We start from the raw sequence: 18,907 nt of genomic DNA on the forward strand, positions 1-18,907 counted from the left end.
CTATCACTCCTCATCGATCTTATTTTTCGCATATCCAATCAATCGTTCTTTGTTATTTACTATTTGACCTTTTACAACAGCGACCTCAAGTATCTCGATCATATCACCTAACCATTTTCCAGGTTTCTTGTCGAAATAATCCAACAAATCATTCCCTGTAACAGCAAGCTGCTTTCTGTCATGGATCGGCAAAGATAAATATCGTTCTTTTACTTCTTCAAGTTTACTCTTTTGCCCATAATAAAACAACAGTTTTTCAACGGACAATGCTGTATCTAAGCCTAAATCAAACAAATCCTTGTCGTGTAGCTCTTCTGAGAGACGTTTATTCAAGCCATAAATAAGGTTTTGCACCTCTTGAATCATATGGTTCGACTGTTTCCACGATTTCAAAAAAACGCGAATCTCGGTTTCTTTTAATCCTAGTGTGTTAATTAGTAAAGCCCAAGCTTGACTTTCTGATTCGATTTGTCTATTTGGAAGATCTGAAAAATTAAATAGAGCTTCACCGAATTTGTTTAAACCAGGACAATACAGGTAACACTCAGTCTCGATGAACGGCAATAACGCAGCTCGCCTATTTTTTCCTAATAAAAGTTTCATAAATTCCACAGCAATTCGCTCGACGGATATTTTATCTAATAACCGATGAAACGCTTCAATGGCAGATAAGGTATTTGCTTCAATCTTAAAATCTAATTGACTAGCAAAACGTAATCCTCTCATCATCCTCAAAGCATCTTCATGAAACCGTTCTTTAGGATTTCCAACAGCACGAATGATTTTTTGCTTCAAATCAGCCATACCATCAAATAAATCTATGATTTCTCCATCAACATCCATTGCCAAAGCGTTGATCGTAAAATCGCGTCGCTTCAAATCTTCTTTTAAGGAACGAACAAAAGTCACCGTATCTGGACGTCTAAAATCTTGGTATGTTGATTCTGTTCTAAACGTCGTAATTTCATACTGCTCATCCCCAACTAAAACAAGAACTGTTCCATGATCAATTCCCACATCGATCGTTCGGTGGAAAATTTGTTTAATCTCCTCTGGGTATGCACTAGTTGCAATGTCAACGTCATGAATGGATTGATTCAATAACGCATCACGAACACTTCCGCCAACAAAATAAGCTTCAAATCCATGAGCTTGAATTTCTTTCAGTACGCTAGTAGCTCGCGTGAACTCATCAGGTATGATCTCTAATTTCATAATAGATTTTCCAACCCATAGACTAATTTGTTTAAGTGAACAACTTTTTCACAGCCTAAAGCAACACCCGTCATAAATGAACTACGATCGTAAGAATCATGTCTGATCGTTAGGCCCTCGCCAATACCACCGAATTGAACTTGCTGATGGGCAATCATCCCAGGTAAACGAACACTATGGATTTTCATCCCATCAAAATCTGCTCCGCGAGCTCCTTCGATCAATTCTTTTTCTTCAGGATGACCTTGTTTTTTCTTTGCGCGAACGTCACTCATCATTTCTGCCGTTTTGATTGCCGTTCCACTTGGGGCATCTAATTTATTATCGTGATGTAGCTCAATAATTTCAACGTCTGGGAAATATTCTGCCGCTTTTTGAGCAAACTGCATCATTAAAACAGCACCTACAGCAAAATTAGGTGCAATCAACCCGCCGACTTCCAATGTCTTTGAACGGTCAGTCAACTCAGCTAATTGTTCTTCTGTTAAACCAGTTGTCCCTACAACCGGTGATATTTTATGTTCAATGGCAAAATGAGTGTTTTCATAAGCTACAGCTGGAATCGTAAAATCAATCCAAACATCTGGCTGAACAGAAAGAACGTCTTCTTTTGTTTTAAAAATCGGTACATTGATTGCCGGATATTCTGCTAATTCATTAAGATTGTTTTTCTCTTCAAATGGATCCAGCACCCCTACAAGTTCAAAACCGACATGATCTAAGACCATTTTTGTTGCTGTTGCCCCCATTTTCCCTTTAAAACCTGCGACTAAAATTTTAATCATTTATTTGCCCATCCTTTCGTTGAAAACGATATTTATCCCGTTGATTGAATTTTTCCATATTTTTTTGAAATGCCTCCGTTAAATCTATATCTAATGAATTCGCCATGATCATCGTGACAAATAATACGTCCCCTAGTTCTTCAGAAACCGTTTTTGGTTTTTCATCTGACTTTTTAGGTTTTTCACCATAATAATGATTGATTTCTCTAGCGAGTTCTCCCACTTCTTCTGTTAATCGTGCCATTTGGCTTAATGGAGAAAAATAACCTGTTTTAAATTGCTGGATGTAAGTATCCACTTCTTCTTGCATAGAATGCAGAGATTGATTTTCATCTTTCATTTTTACCCCAACCTTTCTACTACACATCTTATCAAAAACTGCGCCATCTGAAAAGGTTCTACTTGTTGTTTTATAATGAGAATGATAAAGTGAGTACTGGATAAAAGTTCTTGGATATGAAGAAAAACAGTATCAGTCCAATACGTTTTAGGAGTGAAGAGGATGATTGAAGAAAAAAAATTTTATGTTAAAGACGTATTATTAATTTTAGCCGGCACCTGTCTTTATGCATTTGGATTAGTAACATTTAATATTGCAAATGACTTAGCAGAAGGTGGCGTAACTGGGATTACATTGATTTTACGTGCGCTTTTTGACATCAATCCAGCTTATTCAACCTTGATCATCAATATTCCACTGATTTTGATCGGTGGCAAAGTTTTAGGCAAGCATTCATTTTATTATACAATTTTAGGAACAGTTTCTTTATCAGTCTTCTTATGGTTATGGCAACGATTCCCCATAGAGGTCAATCTGGACCACGACTTATTGATTGCCTCCTTGTTGGCCGGACTTGCTGCTGGTATTGGCAGTGGCTTGGTTTATCGTGTAGGCGGTACGACAGGTGGTACAGATGTGGTAGCTCGAATCTTAGAAAAAAATTACGGCATTAGTATGGGACGTTCACTTTTACTCTTTGATATTTTTGTTTTGATTCTTTCATTAAGTTATATTGATGTCAAAAGAATGATGTATACCTTGATTGTTTCATTTGTGTTCAGTAAAGTCGTTGATTCTGTCTTAGACGGTGCATACGCTGCTAAAGGAATTTTAGTTATTTCTGATCACTCTGAGGACATCGGAGAAGTAATTATGGCGCTACTAGAGCGAGGCGTCACCTATTTAGACGGACAAGGTGGCTATTCTCAAGTAGAGAAAAAAGTCCTTTATGTTGTTGTCAGTCCTAGTGAAATCATGGAAATCAAGCGAATCGTTCATGAATTAGATGAAAAAGCATTCATTTCTGTTATTAATGTCCATGAAGCGATCGGCGAAGGATTTACCTACTTAAAACCAGCAAAAATGCGTTTTAAAAGAAAAAAACAACTTAATTAATACACGTGAAAAAGGTAAAATAGACCGTCTTCTACCTAATCTATTTTACCTTTTTTTATTTGTTTAAGCGATTCAATTCATCTGTTAATTCTAAAAATGCTCCATAATCATTATCTTCTAGTGCTAAATCAATTTGACTACGTAACAGAGCTGCTTTTGCTTGCTTTTCTTCATGAGCAAAGAATGCGTTGATACTGTCGATGACATCTTCACTTACCTGCTCATTCCAACGGGCATACGGATTATCTTCTAAAATTGATAAGTATTGGCTATTTTGCCAAGAACCCTCAAATACACATTCCACATAAAGAGCTTCTTTCCAGTTCATACGAATTTCATGAAAAATCTGATCTGTATCTGTAAATTCTTTCCCTGATAAAAACAAACGGATTGGTTCATCGTCCATTTCTCTTGCCGTAACTTTTATCCCGCGAACTGTTTTATCCGCCTGCTCGATAAAATGCACATTATTCAAAATAGCTTCATGATTGATTAAATAATTCAAAATCCATAACACCTCTCTTTGACTAAACGAGATATTATTAACCAGCCAAATTAAAAATTCCTTTTTTTCTGCGACATTGACAAACATCGAATCACCTATCTTTCTTCAATATCATCTAATAGGGATTGTGCTTCAGTATCCCCTGGCTCGTGTTGAAGATAATGCTGTAATAATTCTTTTGCTTTTTCCATTTGTCCTTCTTCACGAAGAAAAACAGCATATTCTTTTAAAAATTCTGGTTCATGAGAAAGTTCTTGATACGCTTGTTCGAAATGCACTTTCGCTAAATCAAACTCTTCCAATTCATTATACGCATGAGCTAAATTCCATTCACCATAAGGATGTCCTTGCTCTTCCATTTGCTGTACAACTTCAATCACTTCATCAAAGCGATTTTCATTTAAATACAAATTGCTTAATGTAAGTCTTGTTTCATCTGTTTTTTCACCAAGCTCTAAGGCTTGTTTTAACAGAGATTCCGCTTTTTCAGTATCGTGTAATCGATAAGCATTCTCAGAAGCTAACTGATAAAGATCAACTTGGAAAGGATTTTCTTTGATTCCCTCTGCTAAAACTGTTTGCGCCTCATCCAATTGTTCTTCCTCTTGTAACGCTTCCCCTAATGATAAATACAACGATTGATAATGAGGATTCAACACTCTTAATTGCTGTAAAAGGGCAATTGCTTTTTGATTTTCATGGAGCTGCAAGTACGTAAAGGCTAATTGGAATAAACGGTCATCTGTTTGCCCTTCTTCTAAGGCTTTTTCTAAAAATGGGATCGCATCTTCAAAGTCGCCTGACATGCTGTGACTGCTTCCTAATCGCTCGTTGAGTGAGATACTAGAGATTTCTGTCACTTGTGCTTCAAGAAGTTCTTGATACGCAGCTGCTGCTTCCTGAAATTGACCATTTGAGAAGTACAATTCCCCTAATGCAAACAAAATCAACGGTTCATCAGGCATCAATCGTTGGGCTTCTTTCAATTTTGACTCGCTCACTTCTGGAATACCGATGACTTGATATAAGTCCGCTGTTACAAGCAAACTTTGAACGTAGCTCTCACTATCTTTCCCTACTTTTTCTAAATAAATAAACGCATCATCAATCAAATTATTTTCAATAGCAATTTCTGCTAGTGGGATATTAAGTCCATCTGCATCTGGAAAAATTGTCAATAAATGTTCAAAAACTAATTTTGCTTCTTCTAAAAATCCAAGTGACAATAATTCTTCGCCCAAATCAGCAAGTGTATCATCGTCATCTTTTCTAATTGCTTCAGCTAACATCAATTGTGCTTGAGCTAAATCTTCATTGTGTAATGCTTGGAGCATTTTTTCACTATACGTTGTCATTTTTTATCCTCTAATTTCTTTTAAAATAATTTTATATTGTTCTATTGTTGCCAGTAGGTCTTCTGTTGTAGGTTTTTGCAATTGATCAAGCACTCCAACTTCTTTTAATAAAGCAGCCTGCTCACCTCGTTCAACACATTTCAAAATACCTTCCACATACTCACTCACTAAAATTTGTTCAGGAAATTCAACAGGAAAACCTAATCGAATCAACCATATTATAAAATTTTTATAATGAAATGAAAACTGATTGACTTCTTGAGACCAAAGCAATTGCAATATACAGCCCAAAAAGCGTTTCATATAACCTGAGAGCAAATGGCCATTCTGTGTTTCTAAAAAACCCTGTTCAAACAATCGTCCGAATTGATCGATAGTTTCACCGTTGTTCTCATAATAGCGGATCATCTCATCTAGCATGCCATTAAATGACTGTTGATTCAACCGATTTGCATCACTGTAGTTTCTAAAAAGCATTCGCAAAAAATCATGGCTACAAACCAATCCACATCGAATAAATACAAGAAAATCGATTAATTTTCGATCCCCATGGTCTGTTGTTAGTGTACGATCATAGATGACTCTTCCTGCAAGAACTGGTCTTTGTAACACAGGATAGTTCTTTAATTCTATTTGGACTTCTGGAATTAGACTTTTACTTAATGATTGAATGGATAATGGCAAAAGCCAACAATCAGAATTCAGTACAGATGTTTCGTGTAAAAAGTTAGTTAATTGCACAACGCCTTCATTTCCTACACCCAAAAAAAGAAAGTCCTGCTGCTGATCAAAATCCGCTAAAAAGGCTAATACACTTTCCAATTCACTCATATTATTACAATGAGCATCATTCTTACAAATATACCAATCTAATTCCTGTTTGTCATCAAAAAACTGAATCAGTTTCTCCGAAAACAAATCATAATAGCGCTGATTGGTAATTAAAAAAAGATGTTTCGATTCAAATGAAGCTGATTTGATCTGGGAGGCAAAGGTCTCACCGTAAATAATGGTTGTCTGTAGCTGATTTTTCTTATAAACTAATTCCATCGACAACACTCCTCTTCTACATTTTACCATTAGTTGTGGTAAAACAGAAAGAGGGAGGATTTTTATTTTTGAAAAGCAAAGAACTTCAATCAATAATGCTTGTTCTTTTAATTCTCTTAAAGAACAGGCATTATTAATTCACTATTTTGTTCTAGATAGTCTAATTTACCTATGTAAAAAATTCTTAATTAGAGTTTATACTTAACTTGTTTCAAAGAATGACTAAGGTTTAGTGAAAAATAGCGCAGTTCATTAAACTTCAGTATGTTTGAGAAACAGAGTGATTCAGTCTGATTTGAATAATTAGCATTTTCCATTGTTCATAGTTAAACGATTTTTTTCAAACATAGCTAATTATTCTCTATCCTTTAAGCCAATCTGATCAGATTGGTTTTTATTCTGTCTTTTATTAGAATAAAAAGAAAGAACCCTTGAATAATCAAGGGTTCTAAGAACTGTCTTATTTAACAGCATCTTTCAACGCTTTACCTGGTTTGAACGCAGGTACTTTACTTGCAGCGATTTGAATTTCTTTACCAGTTTGTGGGTTACGTCCTTTGCGAGCCGCACGTTCACGTACTTCAAAGTTACCAAAACCGATTAATTGAACTTTTTCACCTTTAGCAAGAGATTCTTGGATTGTTGAAAATACAGCATCCACTGCTGCAGTTGCGTCTTTTTTAGTTAAACCAGTTGAAGATGCAACGTTTTCGATTAATTCTGCTTTATTTGCCATGGATTATTTCACCTCCTCCACAAGGGATAGGATATCTAAAAGATATCTAATTTACGTTTATTTTTGAGTGGTCCAAAAATGACGTATAAATATTGAATTGGATCAATATTCTGTTATCACGATATCATAGGAAGCTTGTAATAGCAAGGTTTTTGATATGTTTTAACCAGTTTTTTTCAAAAATATCATTTTTTTTGATAACTCAACGAATTTATTTGTACATTTGAAAAAAGTGTGGTAAAATGCGCTACTTCCGCCTTCTTGGGATGATTTTGATCGGTGTTCCTTCAAAAGTAAAAGCTTTGCGAATTTGATTTTCTAAGAATCTTGCATAAGAAAAATGCATTAATTCCTCTTCATTTACAAAAATAACAAAGGTCGGTGGTTTAATAGCTACTTGCGTTCCATAGAATACCTTCAAACGTTTGCCTTTATCCGTCGGTGTTGGATTAATGGCGATGGCATCCATCACTACATCATTTAACAACGCAGAAGGAATACGAAGATTTTGATTCATGCTGACAAGTTCAATTAATTCCGGTAATTTATTTAAGCGTTGTTTTGTTAATGCCGAAACAAAGATAATCGGTGCATAATCAAGATAGCGAAACTCTTCTCTGATTTCTTCTTCAAAGTCACGCATCGTATTTGTTTCTTTTTCGACAGTATCCCATTTGTTGACAACAATGATGATACCGCGTCCTGCTTCATGGGCATATCCGGCAACCTTCTTATCTTGTTCACGAATACCCTCTTCAGCGTTTAAGACCATCAAAACAATGTCTGAGCGCTCAATCGCACGCATTGCACGCATAACACTGTATTTTTCTGTCGATTCATATACTTTTCCTCGTTTACGCATACCCGCTGTGTCAATCATCAAGAACTTTTGACCATTTTCTGATTCAAAATGTGTATCGATTGCATCACGAGTCGTGCCTTCAATTTCTGAGACGATCACACGATCTTCACCTAATATCGCATTGATCAATGATGATTTGCCCACATTAGGACGTCCAATCAAACTAAATTTGATCGTATCTTCATCTTCTTCTTCGATTTCAGTTGAGAAATGCTTAACAGCTTCATCGAGTACATCTCCAATACCTAAACCGTGACTTCCAGAAATAGGGAATGGATCGCCTAAACCTAGCGAATAAAATTCATAAATATCATTTCTCATTTCAGGATTATCAACTTTATTTACAGCTAAAATCACTGGTTTATTACTACAGTATAAAATTCTTGCTACTAATTCATCTGCATCTGTAACACCCTCTCTGCCGCTTGCGACAAAAATGATGACATCTGCTTCTTCAATAGCGATTTCAGCTTGATGCTTGATTTGATCCATAAACGGTTCATCACTTAAATCGATACCACCTGTATCAATAATGCTGAACTCACGTCCTAGCCACTCTCCTGTGGCATAAATACGGTCTCTTGTTACACCTGGTGTATCTTCTACAATAGAAATTCTCTCACCAGCTATACGGTTAAAAATCGTCGATTTCCCTACATTGGGGCGCCCGACAATTGCAATTGTTGGATTTGCCATTCAAATTACCTCCTTGACAAGTTTTCAATCTTTACTAGTTTACCTAAAGCTTGTCTAAGATGCAAGAAAAACTGATAAAATAAGCAAATTAAACCAATATCCTATCATTGATCTCTACATATTTAAGTAAATTATTCAAAAAAGCAGGTCAATCTCTTCATCAGTTCCGCAAATAATATCAAGCACAATACTCATCTGCAAATTTAAACATCGTTTATATCTACTGAAAATCAAATTAAATGATTTTTATCACTATTTTACTTACAAAAAAAGAACGAAGGTTTCCCTCCGTTCCGATTTTTTACTAAAACTATTCTGAATCAGAATCTTGTGCTTTTAAAGCATCACCTAAGATATCACCCATTGTGAAACCAGTGTTTTCTTCTGGCAACTCATATTCTTGGACATCTTTAGGTTCTTCTTGAGATTCGGGTTTGGCTTCTAAAGCTTTGATACTTAATGCAATACGGTGTTCTTCTGAATTAATTTCTAATACTTTCACTTTAATTGCTTCACCTTCTTGTAAAACTTCGTGAGGTGTTGCAATATGTTTGTGTGAAATTTGAGAAATGTGAACTAAGCCTTCAACACCTGGAAATACTTCAACAAATGCACCAAAGCTTGTTAAACGTTTGACCGTTCCATCAAGAACTGAACCAACTGCTGCTTTGTTTTCAATATCTTCCCAAGGTCCAGCTAATGTTTCTTTGATTGATAGAGAAACACGTTCTTCGTCTGGATTTATTGAAAGGATCTTCACTTTCACATCGTCACCGACTGTCAACACATCACTTGGTTTAGCAACATGTTGGTGGGCGATTTCAGAAACGTGAACTAATCCATCAATACCGCCTAAATCAATAAACGCACCAAAATCAGTTAAACGAGCAACTTTACCTTCAACGATATCGCCATCATGAAGAGTTGCTAAAATATCTTTTTTCTTAGAATTTTTCTCAGCAGCCACTACCGCTTTATGAGATAAAATCAAGCGATTTTCTGAAGGTTCGATCTCAATGATTTTGAAAGTCAATGTTTGCCCTTTATATGCCGAAAAATCATCAACAAAATGGTCTTCTACCATTGATGCTGGTACAAATCCACGAACGCCAACATCAACCACTAAACCACCTTTAACCACATTGGTAACAGGTGCTTCGATGATTTTTCCTGCTTGGAAATCTTGCTCGATTTCTTCCCAAACTTTTTTAGCATCCAAACGACGTTTAGAAAGTAAATAGCTACCGTTTTCTTTATCCTTGCCGATTGACGTGATAACGACTAAATCTAGAGTGTCACCAACGTTCACTAATTCATTGATATCTTCTACTTGAGTTGTTGATAATTCTTTTGCTGGTACCACACCTTCAACGCCAGCGCCTTCAATACCAACAATTACTTGTTTGTCTTCAATAGCAAGAACTTCACCTTTAACGATGTCGCCAACACTCACTTCTTGAAAACTATTCATTGCATCTTCCATTGTTTCGTTGCTTATTTCCACTTTTTTCTCTTCTGTCATGAATACTTATCCTCCTATGCCACCAAAAAATTCGTAAAAACTGACCTACTCCTTTAATAGTACGGGATTTTGCTAAAAAAATAAAGCGATTTCTCTCATTTTCTTGTTTTTCTTGGTTATTAGAAGAAATTTTCTTTCTTTAAGACAAAGAAAGTATAACTTTTCTCAGTCATACTTCTTTACAATTATTATGATAGGTTTCTTAACTTTTCGTTAGGATGATCTCTTCTATCGCTTTAACGACTGCTTCTATGTTCATGCCAGTCGTATCAATTTTCACTGCATCTTCTGCTTGTTTTAATGGAGACACTTCTCTCGTTGTATCAAGATAATCTCGGTGTTCGATTTCTTTTTTTAAGGTATCGAAGTCGGTTTCTATGCCTTTTTGTTGATTTTCTTTAAAACGTCTTTCAGCACGTTCTTCTACACTAGCAACTAAAAATATCTTGACTTGTGCATCAGGCAAGACCGCAGTCCCAATATCTCGTCCATCCATCACAACACCACCAGCACGACCGATTTTTTGCTGAAGCTCTACCATTTTTTCCCGAACAGCTCTATGTTTTGCAACAATCGAAACAGCATTTGTTACATCTGGCTGCCTGATTTCCTCTGTAACTTCTATTCCATCAACGAAAACAAGTTGTTCTTTCTCTGTTTGCTTGAATGAAATCGTATGGTCCAAAGATAATTTGACCAATTCTTTTTCGTTCTCAAAATCGATCTTCTTTTTGATTGCTAAATAAGTCAGTGCGCGATACATTGCACCTGTATCACAATAAATATAATTTAATTTTTTTGCTAAAATTTTAGCTACTGTGCTTTTTCCAGAAGATGCTGGTCCATCGATAGCAATACTTATCTTTTTCATAATGAACTCCTTTGTTTATCGCATAGTAAAAGAGTCTGGTACAAAACAAGATTGTTTTGTTTCAGACCCTCAAAAGTAAAGGTTGGTTTATCTCTTTTGTTTACTCATTCAATTATTTAACGCGTAAAGACTGACCTGGTTGTAAAACAGAATCCAAACTTAAGCCGTTTAACTGCAATAGTTCTTCTGTTGTTATTCCATTTCTTGAAGCAACTTGATTTGGTCCTTCTCCATTCAACACTTCTGTATAAACAGCTGCTCCTTCTGCTTCACTTGTCGGTGTCGTTTCTTGCGGCACACTGCTTTCACCCGTTACGGCTTCTGAGGATGATGACGACTCTTGTGAAACGCTTGACGAAGTTGAACTGTCTTTTGTCGATGACTGAACAACTACAGATGATGACGGTTGACTCGCTTCTTTATTGTTAGGCTTATCTCTCATCACATAAAGATAGGTTCCAACAGGTAACGTAATGATCAATAATAATAGAATAACTAAAATTGTTAGAAAGACCGTATTGCCCTTTTTTTGTTGACGTTTTTCTGAGCGGGAGCCCCCAGCATTTTTATCTGTATCATAGATTGACTGCTCCCAAGGTTCACGTGCACCTGATGGTTTTTTATTATCTTTTTTACTCACGTATCGTTCCTCCTAAAATTCTCTCGTTTGCTATTATACCACAGCTTTTAAACAACTGCAGTTTAAAAAAAGATTATTTTGATTCTTTAAATAATCTTATTAAAATGTCCTCCCATTGTTCAGAGGTTTCGTTTTCTTCTGGTGATTGTACTATTTGACCTTTGTAATTGTCAAAGGATAAGCCACATCGATCACAACAATTTTCTTGTGTTATATCAGTCTTTTTTTCTGAAAAATACTGCTGAATGAATAGGCGGCGACAATTTTCTTCATTGATATAGCTTAACATAGTGTTCAACTGTTGTTGACGTTCTTTCTCTTTTCTTAATAATCTTTCTTCTAATTCTTCGATTGTATATTCATTTTCTAAATATCCTTGGAACCATTTTTGTTGAATTTCGTTTAACATCGTTAAAATCTGTTCTTGATTTTTTGATTGATATGAAACCAATTCATTTAAAAGACCTCGATCGAGTCTACTTTCAGACTGAAAATAATAATGAATGGATTCATCTCCTTTTCTATAAAGTAAAATTGCTACGCTAGCCTCACCATCACGACCAGCTCGTCCAATTTCTTGAACATAATTTTCTAAACTATCGGGACAATCATAATGAATGACGAAACGTACATCTGATTTATCGATCCCCATTCCAAAAGCATTTGTCGCACATAAAACATCTAATTGATTTGATACAAATTGCTGTTGTAGTAAGCTGCGTTCATTGGCTGTCAAACCACCGTGATAAAATGCTGACTTCAAATGGGTCTGTTCCGTAATTAGTTGGTTGACTTTTTCAGCTGTTTTTCTGGTTGCACAATAAATGATTCCCCTATTTTTTAATTGTATCAGGTAAGAAATCAAGGTGTCATTTTTTTCAGTAGTTTGATTGACAATCAATCCTATATTTGGTCGATTCACAGAAAAAATTACTTCGGAGATCACTTTGCGCTGGGAAAATACTTGCTTAATGATCTCTTTTTTTACGGCTGGAGTAGCTGTGGCAGTCAATGCTAAGGTCAATGGATAGCCACATTCTGCTTGGATCTTAGCTAATTTGGTATATTCGGGTCTAAAATCAACGCCCCATTGGGAAACACAATGGGCTTCGTCTACTACAAATAATCCAATAGTTAAACTTGCTATTTTTTTTCGTACTTCTTTTTGGGTCAAGGTTTCAGGACTGATCAAAATGAATTTATAGTCAATCAGATGATTTAGGACATATTGCTTTTCTGAAAAAGACAAGCTGCTGTTTAATGCGATAACACTCGTCTCTCCTTTTTTTTGAAGCTGAATCACTTGATCTTCCATTAATGACAATAATGGCGAAACGATAATTACTGTCCCATTAACTAACTGTCCAAATAGTTGGTAACACAAGGATTTTCCAGTTCCTGTAGGTAAAACAGCCAATGTGTCCTGCTTATTTAGCAACTGTTCGATGACTTCTTTTTGTCCTGGTTTGAATGTGCTAAACCCAAATTTATTTTGTAATACATGTTCTAAATTGATTGTCATTCGCTGGTTTCTCTTTCTGCTCTAATTTTTTGAATTTGATACAAACGAAATTCAAAATAGTCAAGTTCTGGATTGCTTTGTTTTGCTACACGATATTCCCAATCCTGATAGGGTTTTTTATAGTCTTTTAAATACTCACTAGTTTCGTTTGATATAAACTGTTCAAAGGGGAACTCTTCTGTTAAAGCGAATTCCATGAGATGATCTTTAATCGTACTTATTTTGACTCTTCTTTTCAGAGCCAATTCTTCAATTGAGAGTTGCATTTTTAGATAAAGGACCGTTTCATTCATGCTTTTATTTTCATTTTGTTTAAATAAAGGAAGAATCAGTTGTCTCAAAAAACTACTCTCTGGCATTAGATAAATTGTAGCTAATAAATGATGGAGTTTTTCTTTTTTGAGAAGATATCCCTTCAATGTTTTTTTTTGATCTCCGATTAATTGAAAAGAAGTTTTCCCGATTTTTTGGTATCCAGAGAATTGTTGCGCAAAATGACAAGCCTCTTCATTCGTTAATTGAGAAAAAATTTGAGTCCATTCTTTTTTTACGGTTTCGATCAACTGAGCTTTTGGCATCGATTTTATATACATTTTTACTTGTTTTTGAAACAATGGCGATTGCTCAAGTGGAACATACTGTTTGTTCGCGTAGGATAAATTTGAGACGACCTGCACCGTAAATTGTAATAACCGCCAAATTATTTCATCCGTTTTTCCAAAACGATAATTATTGATCCAAAAAAAATGATCCATCTCATGTTCTATTGTTTGTTTGCCTGATTCTGTTATCTGTACCTCACCATCTAAAGTTTGAAGTAACAATTTTTCTTTAACTAAACTAGCAAGTAGATCATTAAATTGTTTTTCGGTTATTTCTGGAAATAAGTGAAAAAAAGGTAAATTGTCATACAAAAAACCATACAACAAAACTGAACTTGTACGTTTGCCTTTTAAAAGATGATACAAAGTTGAAGTCCGCACCTTGTATCCATGCTGAAATAAAGCTAAAATAAAGGAAGGTTCCATATTTCCACCTCTTTCAATGATAGAATAGGATGTGCTCATATGTTATGTAAAATAATTCCTGAAAAATGTATTGCTTGCGGTTTATGTCAAGTCTATGCACCAGAAATTTTCGATTATAATGATGACGGGATCGTCATTTTGAAAAATGATCACCAAGCCCTTCATGAATTTGTTCCTGAAGCTGAACGAAATAATGCTTTAACAGCGTACCGCAAATGTCCTGTTCGTGCAATAGAGATCACAGAAAAATAATACAAACTGAATTTTTTTCTCAATAATAAAAAGAGAAGAGGCTAGGACATAACTCTACGAGTTATACCCTAGCCTTAATAAATCCGAATAAACGGTGTGAGCAGAAGCAACTCCTTCGGAAATAAGTTGAAATTCACAAAAATTTGAAGAGCAATTTTCGTGAGTTTCCTCTTATTTCTCGGAGCTAAACACTTCTGTCCCAACCTCCTCTCCTTTTATTTTTATTTGATTGTTTTTAGCCAATCAATTAGTTGATCAGCAATCTCTTCTTGTTGTTTATCATTATTAATCTGAGCCGGCTTATCTCCTTTTTGTTCACCGTAGCTTCCGAACCCGGCATGATTTCCGCCTTTGATTTCATGAAAAACTGTTTGTTTAGGCAAGTATTTTTTTGATTGATCATAAGCTTGCCAATTTAAAACCCCATCTTCAGAACCCGTCAAAGATAGAACTGGACCTTTGAAATTCGCTAGACTGCCTTTTTCATCAGGATAACTTGCTAAAAAAAACACGCCTTTCAATCCATCATGGCTCTTATTTTCAACAGCAAATCGACTAGCCATAACGCCTCCTAATGAATGCCCACCAATGACATAATTAGTTAAATGATTCGATTGAATGATTTTCTCTGCTTTATTTTGCCCTAAAACGGCTAAATTCAAAGGTTGTTTTACCAAATACACTGAAAATCCAGCATCTGCTACTTTTTCAGCCCAAATACTATAACTAGTATTTTCAACCAATGCCCCTTGATAAAAAATAAGTGCTGGTTTTTCTTGATCTCCTTTAAAGAATAGTATGCCATTTTCGTCAGTTGCTTCTTGTGATGCCTCCAATGCAGCTGTCGTTGGCGTATAGGTTATTGTTTTTATGTAGAATAAACCTACTAAAATCAATGTTACAAGTACTCCGACAAACCAAAGCAGTCGTTTTTGCCACTTTTTCATTATTATCTCTCCATTCTTAACTTTCTTATTTTACCAGAAATTAAATAGTAATTAGACAATTTTGTCTTGATGATCAAAAAAATAAAAAGAGTGGGTCAGAAAAAACTCCTTCTGACCCAACTTCTTTGTGTTTTTCACTATATATTTATTTACTTGATTGTTGTTTTTTTGTTCCCTAATTGATATTGTTTTCTAGAAAGCCATGGCAAAAGTTTTGCGTGTAGGACTAAGAAAACAGCACTCACAATCGCGCCTTTGATCAAATTGAATGGAATAATACCGATGGTAACATACTTTGCTAAAGACATTCCTAAAAATTGTCCTGCTGATACGCCGAATAATTTTAAATAAAGCGGCGTGATCACGAAGTAGTTTGCTACGCCCATAAAAACAGTTAAGGCAATTATTCCTGTAGAAATACCTAAAATCTTATTGGAAAGCTTGTCGCTTCCTCGTTTGAAAAAATAATACATCGGCAAGGTGAAGACTGTTGTTGCAAAGAAACTAGCCGCATCTCCTACTAAATTTTGTGGGGATGCCCCCGTCGTAAACAGATGCAATACAGATCGTATAAACGCTGTACTAATACCAGCTAACGGTCCGAATAAAAACATACTGATCATGACTGGTATATCGCTAAAATCGATTTTCAAAAAACTGAAAGCAGGCATGATTGGAAATGCCACAAATTGTAAAACGACACCTATTGCTGCTAACATTGCTACACTTACCATTTTTTGTACCTTGTTGTTTCGCATATGAAATCCTCCTGTTAAGGACCCATCTTCAAACGAACTTTTCTAAATTGAATTTCCCAGCGATTACTCTTGTGTTACTGCAAGTTCTTTCTTAATCGAATGATAAAATTTTTTTTAGCTATATAATGCTGATTTAATAGCCATTTTACTATTAATCATTGTTCAGTCATTAGGTGAATTATATTGTTTCGTCGTGAAAGTGATTCACTTATCGTTAGTTTTAGTACGAAAGTAATTACTATCACTTTGTTCGCCAATAACTGTCTTATTCTTCGATCAACTAAACTATTTCACAGCAAAAACTCTATTTTCCTGCAGGGAAAATAGAGTAGAGTTATCTTATCTGAAAAATGCCAATTCAAATAAGCCCTATCTTCTTTATCCAGACTTTACTGTCGGTATTGGAATTTCACCAATTCAGCCACCTCAAATGAAGTAGGTCGTGGACTATAACCACCGGTCGGGAATTTCACCCTGCCCCTGAAGACGAACCTTTATTTAATTTTTGTACACTTTCAGTATACAACTTTTATAGAAAAAAGCAATATTTTTGTTCAGTAAGTCACATATTAGATCTTCGTACGCGACTTTAAAAAAATGAACCAAAACTAAATATAGTCTTGACTCATCTACTTAAAAATACTTATTTAGATTGGTTCATTAAAACACTGATCTCTTTTTTATTTAAATTACGATATTCCCCTGGGCGTAACCCTTTCAACGTTAAATCACCATATTTTTCTCTTTTAAGTTTTTGCACTGGATAACCTACGGCCTGAAGCATTTTTTTCACTTGGTGATTACGACCTTCGTGTATGGTTAATTCTACTATACTCGTATTTGTTTTTAAATCGACAGAGATAATCTCAAAAGCGGCTGGCGCTGTCTTGTAGCCTTCGATTTTCATTCCTTTAGTCAGTGGAAGCAAATCATGTTTTTTTGCTAATCCTTTGACTTTTGCTACATAAACTTTATCAATTTCATGACTTGGGTGAGTCAATTTTTGAGAAAATTCCCCATCATTCGTCAGTAGTAATAAGCCTGATGTATCATAATCTAATCTACCAACAGGATAAATACGTTCTTTGATGTGGGAGAAAAAATCCGTTACGACTTTTCTTCCTTTATCATCTGAAACAGCTGAAATTACACCTTTAGGTTTATAGAAAAGATAGTATCCATATTCTTCCTTATAAATTGGGACGTCATCTACTTCAACTTTGTCATTTTTTCCTACTTGTGTTCCTAATTCTCTAATGATTTTTCCATTTACTTTGGCACGTCCATTGACGATATATTCTTCTGCTTTTCTGCGTGATGCAATTCCAGCGTGTGCGATTACTTTTTGAAGTCTTTCCATCTAGTTTTCTTCCTCCGATTCGTTTATGTCCGTTGTTGCTTCTTTATTCAATTCTTTGTAACGGTCGAAAAAGAGGTCTAATGGTAACTCTTCTGCGATTTCTTCTTCCATTTGATGGATATCCGGTAATTCTTCTAGAGATCTTAAACCAAAATAATCCATAAAATAAGCGGTCGTACCGTATAAAATAGCTCGACCAGGTCCGTCTACCCGTCCTTTTTCTTCGATCAATTGACGCGCAACTAATTTTTGCATTGAGCCTGCCGACTGGACTCCTCTGATTTCATCTACTTCTACTCTTGAAATTGGTTGCTTGTACGCAACGATCGATAGAGTCTCAAGGGCAGCTTGAGACAGAGAATTTGAGATAGGTGATTGTGCATATTTTTTTAGTAACGGCGCAAAGGCTTTCTTAGTGGACAATATAAAATGATTGCCTACTTCTAAAATATTTAAAGCTGCTTGTTTATCTGCTTCATAGCGTTCTTTTAAAGCGGTCAACGCTTCGTATGTTTTGGCGGTGGATAACTCTAGTAAATAAGATAATTCTTCTAATCCAATTCCTTCTTCACCGACTACAAATAGAATCGCTTCAATCTGACTAACTGTGGTCACGCTGTTTCCTCCGTACTTGATTTCATCTCTTCAGACGTATTATACAATAAAATCGTACTATAATTGTCCTCTTGTTCTACATGAACGACTCCTTTTTTCATTAATTCTAACAAAGCCATAAAAGTAGTCACAACTTCTTGTTTAGAATATGACGTGAAAAAAGATTCGAAATTTATCGGTGTATTCCGATCGATTTGACACATTTTTTGAGTGATCATCGTAATTTTTTCTTCAATCGATACATCGTCGCCCGTAACAGTCGTTTCGACTGGCTGACGGCTTTTCTTTTTCTCTAACATTGCATGAAAAGCAAGGAACAAATCAATCGTGTTCAATTGATTTGGTTGTAGTAAGGGATTATCTTCTTTATACTCATCAATATCCATTGGTTCTTTGGTATAATAAAGACTTCTTTCCGATTCTTTTTCATGCAAAAGACCTGCTGCATATTTAAATTTTCGATATTCTACTAATTGAGCAACCAAAGCATCTCGTGGATCTTCACCATCGAGAGTCTCATCATCTTCAGTCATTTCTAATTCTTGTTTTGGTAAAAGCATCTTACTTTTGATTGCCATCAAGGTTGCCGCCATCACTAAATATTCCCCAGCAATTTCTAACTCTAATGTTTTCATTGTATGAATATAATTCATGTACTGCTCTGTTACTGCAGCGATTGGAATATCATAAATATCAATTTCCAATTTTTGAATCAAATGTAAGAGAAGATCGAGAGGTCCTTCGAATACATCCAATTTCACATTAATTTCCTGCAAAATCATCCAACTTTCT

Annotated in this window: 20 protein-coding genes and 1 riboswitch; of the genes, 2 read left to right on the plus strand and 18 right to left on the minus strand. The window is 35.4% G+C overall.

The window, feature by feature from the left end; genetic code table 11:
* Positions 1-3 precede the first annotated feature (3 nt).
* The 3 genes from IGI43_RS01430 to IGI43_RS01440 are packed head-to-tail and all read right to left on the minus strand — an operon-like array spanning position 4 to position 2,340.
* Complete coding sequence (locus tag IGI43_RS01430) at positions 4-1,215, minus strand: CCA tRNA nucleotidyltransferase (protein WP_438756038.1); 1,212 nt, start codon at positions 1,213-1,215, stop codon at positions 4-6.
* Positions 1,212-2,000, minus strand: coding sequence for a 4-hydroxy-tetrahydrodipicolinate reductase (gene dapB / locus IGI43_RS01435; RefSeq protein WP_438756039.1), 789 nt, complete (start codon positions 1,998-2,000; stop codon positions 1,212-1,214). Before dapB ends, IGI43_RS01430 begins: the two co-directional genes overlap by 4 nt.
* Positions 1,993-2,340: a nucleotide pyrophosphohydrolase gene (locus tag IGI43_RS01440; RefSeq protein WP_438756040.1), complete on the minus strand. Its 348-nt coding sequence runs from the start codon at positions 2,338-2,340 to the stop codon at positions 1,993-1,995. The genes dapB and IGI43_RS01440 overlap by 8 nt, the downstream gene beginning before the upstream one ends.
* Before the next feature lie 165 nt (positions 2,341-2,505).
* Here IGI43_RS01440 and IGI43_RS01445 point away from each other — a divergent pair, with 165 nt between their 5' ends.
* Positions 2,506-3,396, plus strand: coding sequence for a YitT family protein (locus IGI43_RS01445; protein WP_438758793.1), 891 nt, complete (start codon positions 2,506-2,508; stop codon positions 3,394-3,396).
* 55 nt (positions 3,397-3,451) lie between these two features.
* On the opposite strand, the gene IGI43_RS01450 is transcribed toward IGI43_RS01445, so the two are convergent.
* The 10 genes from IGI43_RS01450 to IGI43_RS01495 form a co-directional block, all read right to left on the minus strand.
* Positions 3,452-3,988: a ReoY family proteolytic degradation factor gene (locus tag IGI43_RS01450; protein WP_438756041.1), complete on the minus strand. Its 537-nt coding sequence runs from the start codon at positions 3,986-3,988 to the stop codon at positions 3,452-3,454.
* 8 nt (positions 3,989-3,996) lie between these two features.
* Positions 3,997-5,256: a tetratricopeptide repeat protein gene (locus IGI43_RS01455; protein ID WP_438756042.1), complete on the minus strand. Its 1,260-nt coding sequence runs from the start codon at positions 5,254-5,256 to the stop codon at positions 3,997-3,999.
* Positions 5,257-5,259: 3 nt separating this feature from the next.
* Complete coding sequence (locus IGI43_RS01460) at positions 5,260-6,306, minus strand: hypothetical protein (protein WP_438756044.1); 1,047 nt, start codon at positions 6,304-6,306, stop codon at positions 5,260-5,262.
* Between the two features lie 460 nt (positions 6,307-6,766).
* Positions 6,767-7,042 carry an HU family DNA-binding protein gene (locus tag IGI43_RS01465; protein WP_010761417.1) on the minus strand — a complete coding sequence of 92 codons (276 nt, stop codon included), beginning with the start codon at positions 7,040-7,042 and terminating at the stop codon, positions 6,767-6,769.
* Between the two features lie 247 nt (positions 7,043-7,289).
* A complete protein-coding gene (der, locus tag IGI43_RS01470; RefSeq protein WP_438756045.1) occupies positions 7,290-8,600 on the minus strand; it encodes a ribosome biogenesis GTPase Der in 1,311 nt (436 codons plus the stop codon).
* A 310-nt stretch (positions 8,601-8,910) separates the two neighbouring features.
* A complete protein-coding gene (gene rpsA / locus IGI43_RS01475; protein WP_438756046.1) occupies positions 8,911-10,122 on the minus strand; it encodes a 30S ribosomal protein S1 in 1,212 nt (403 codons plus the stop codon).
* A gap of 202 nt (positions 10,123-10,324) precedes the next feature.
* A complete protein-coding gene (cmk, locus tag IGI43_RS01480) occupies positions 10,325-10,993 on the minus strand; it encodes a (d)CMP kinase (protein ID WP_438756047.1) in 669 nt (222 codons plus the stop codon).
* 112 nt (positions 10,994-11,105) lie between these two features.
* Positions 11,106-11,633, minus strand: coding sequence for an SAG1386/EF1546 family surface-associated protein (locus IGI43_RS01485; RefSeq protein WP_438756048.1), 528 nt, complete (start codon positions 11,631-11,633; stop codon positions 11,106-11,108).
* A gap of 73 nt (positions 11,634-11,706) precedes the next feature.
* Complete coding sequence (locus tag IGI43_RS01490) at positions 11,707-13,155, minus strand: RecQ family ATP-dependent DNA helicase (RefSeq protein ID WP_438756049.1); 1,449 nt, start codon at positions 13,153-13,155, stop codon at positions 11,707-11,709.
* Positions 13,152-14,183, minus strand: a complete 1,032-nt coding sequence (locus tag IGI43_RS01495; RefSeq protein WP_438756050.1) for a helix-turn-helix domain-containing protein — start codon at positions 14,181-14,183, stop codon at positions 13,152-13,154. The genes IGI43_RS01490 and IGI43_RS01495 overlap by 4 nt, the downstream gene beginning before the upstream one ends.
* A gap of 39 nt (positions 14,184-14,222) precedes the next feature.
* On the opposite strand from IGI43_RS01495, the gene IGI43_RS01500 reads away from it, so the two are divergent.
* Complete coding sequence (locus tag IGI43_RS01500) at positions 14,223-14,435, plus strand: ferredoxin (protein WP_438756051.1); 213 nt, start codon at positions 14,223-14,225, stop codon at positions 14,433-14,435.
* 221 nt (positions 14,436-14,656) lie between these two features.
* Here the strand turns inward: IGI43_RS01500 and IGI43_RS01505 are convergent, their stop codons facing one another.
* The 5 genes from IGI43_RS01505 to IGI43_RS01525 all read right to left on the minus strand — a co-directional run bounded on the left by IGI43_RS01505 (position 14,657) and on the right by IGI43_RS01525 (position 18,891).
* Entirely contained in the window at positions 14,657-15,382 is a 726-nt protein-coding gene (locus IGI43_RS01505; protein WP_438756053.1) for an alpha/beta hydrolase, read from the minus strand.
* A 149-nt stretch (positions 15,383-15,531) separates the two neighbouring features.
* The gene (locus IGI43_RS01510; protein ID WP_438756055.1) at positions 15,532-16,140 is read right to left on the minus strand and encodes an ECF transporter S component; all 609 of its coding nucleotides are present in this window, start codon (positions 16,138-16,140) and stop codon (positions 15,532-15,534) included.
* A gap of 367 nt (positions 16,141-16,507) precedes the next feature.
* Positions 16,508-16,632: riboswitch (FMN riboswitch) on the minus strand.
* Between the two features lie 151 nt (positions 16,633-16,783).
* Positions 16,784-17,500 carry a pseudouridine synthase gene (locus tag IGI43_RS01515; RefSeq protein ID WP_438756056.1) on the minus strand — a complete coding sequence of 239 codons (717 nt, stop codon included), beginning with the start codon at positions 17,498-17,500 and terminating at the stop codon, positions 16,784-16,786.
* The gene (gene scpB / locus IGI43_RS01520; RefSeq protein ID WP_438756057.1) at positions 17,501-18,115 is read right to left on the minus strand and encodes an SMC-Scp complex subunit ScpB; all 615 of its coding nucleotides are present in this window, start codon (positions 18,113-18,115) and stop codon (positions 17,501-17,503) included.
* Positions 18,112-18,891, minus strand: a complete 780-nt coding sequence (locus IGI43_RS01525; protein ID WP_438758794.1) for a segregation/condensation protein A — start codon at positions 18,889-18,891, stop codon at positions 18,112-18,114. Before IGI43_RS01525 ends, scpB begins: the two co-directional genes overlap by 4 nt.
* Positions 18,892-18,907: the final 16 nt, after the last annotated feature.

Origin of the sequence: Enterococcus sp. AZ126 (assembly GCF_051714545.1) — a bacterium.
Taxonomy (GTDB): Bacteria; Bacillota; Bacilli; order Lactobacillales; family Enterococcaceae; genus Enterococcus_L.

What these genes read in the sequence shown, in the direction of transcription:
- IGI43_RS01505 (WP_438756053.1), bottom strand. Translation starts at nt 15,382, where the DNA reads ATGAAAAAGTGGCAAAAACGACTGCTTTGGTTTGTCGGAGTACTTGTA.
- IGI43_RS01450 (WP_438756041.1), bottom strand. Translation starts at nt 3,988, where the DNA reads ATGTTTGTCAATGTCGCAGAAAAAAAGGAATTTTTAATTTGGCTGGTT.
- IGI43_RS01515 (WP_438756056.1), bottom strand. Translation starts at nt 17,500, where the DNA reads ATGGAAAGACTTCAAAAAGTAATCGCACACGCTGGAATTGCATCACGC.
- IGI43_RS01465 (WP_010761417.1), bottom strand. Translation starts at nt 7,042, where the DNA reads ATGGCAAATAAAGCAGAATTAATCGAAAACGTTGCATCTTCAACTGGT.
- IGI43_RS01460 (WP_438756044.1), bottom strand. Translation starts at nt 6,306, where the DNA reads ATGGAATTAGTTTATAAGAAAAATCAGCTACAGACAACCATTATTTAC.
- IGI43_RS01455 (WP_438756042.1), bottom strand. Translation starts at nt 5,256, where the DNA reads ATGACAACGTATAGTGAAAAAATGCTCCAAGCATTACACAATGAAGAT.
- IGI43_RS01495 (WP_438756050.1), bottom strand. Translation starts at nt 14,183, where the DNA reads ATGGAACCTTCCTTTATTTTAGCTTTATTTCAGCATGGATACAAGGTG.
- IGI43_RS01440 (WP_438756040.1), bottom strand. Translation starts at nt 2,340, where the DNA reads ATGAAAGATGAAAATCAATCTCTGCATTCTATGCAAGAAGAAGTGGAT.
- dapB (WP_438756039.1), bottom strand. Translation starts at nt 2,000, where the DNA reads ATGATTAAAATTTTAGTCGCAGGTTTTAAAGGGAAAATGGGGGCAACA.
- rpsA (WP_438756046.1), bottom strand. Translation starts at nt 10,122, where the DNA reads ATGACAGAAGAGAAAAAAGTGGAAATAAGCAACGAAACAATGGAAGAT.
- cmk (WP_438756047.1), bottom strand. Translation starts at nt 10,993, where the DNA reads ATGAAAAAGATAAGTATTGCTATCGATGGACCAGCATCTTCTGGAAAA.
- IGI43_RS01430 (WP_438756038.1), bottom strand. Translation starts at nt 1,215, where the DNA reads ATGAAATTAGAGATCATACCTGATGAGTTCACGCGAGCTACTAGCGTA.
- IGI43_RS01500 (WP_438756051.1), top strand. Translation starts at nt 14,223, where the DNA reads ATGTTATGTAAAATAATTCCTGAAAAATGTATTGCTTGCGGTTTATGT.
- IGI43_RS01490 (WP_438756049.1), bottom strand. Translation starts at nt 13,155, where the DNA reads ATGACAATCAATTTAGAACATGTATTACAAAATAAATTTGGGTTTAGC.
- der (WP_438756045.1), bottom strand. Translation starts at nt 8,600, where the DNA reads ATGGCAAATCCAACAATTGCAATTGTCGGGCGCCCCAATGTAGGGAAA.
- IGI43_RS01510 (WP_438756055.1), bottom strand. Translation starts at nt 16,140, where the DNA reads ATGCGAAACAACAAGGTACAAAAAATGGTAAGTGTAGCAATGTTAGCA.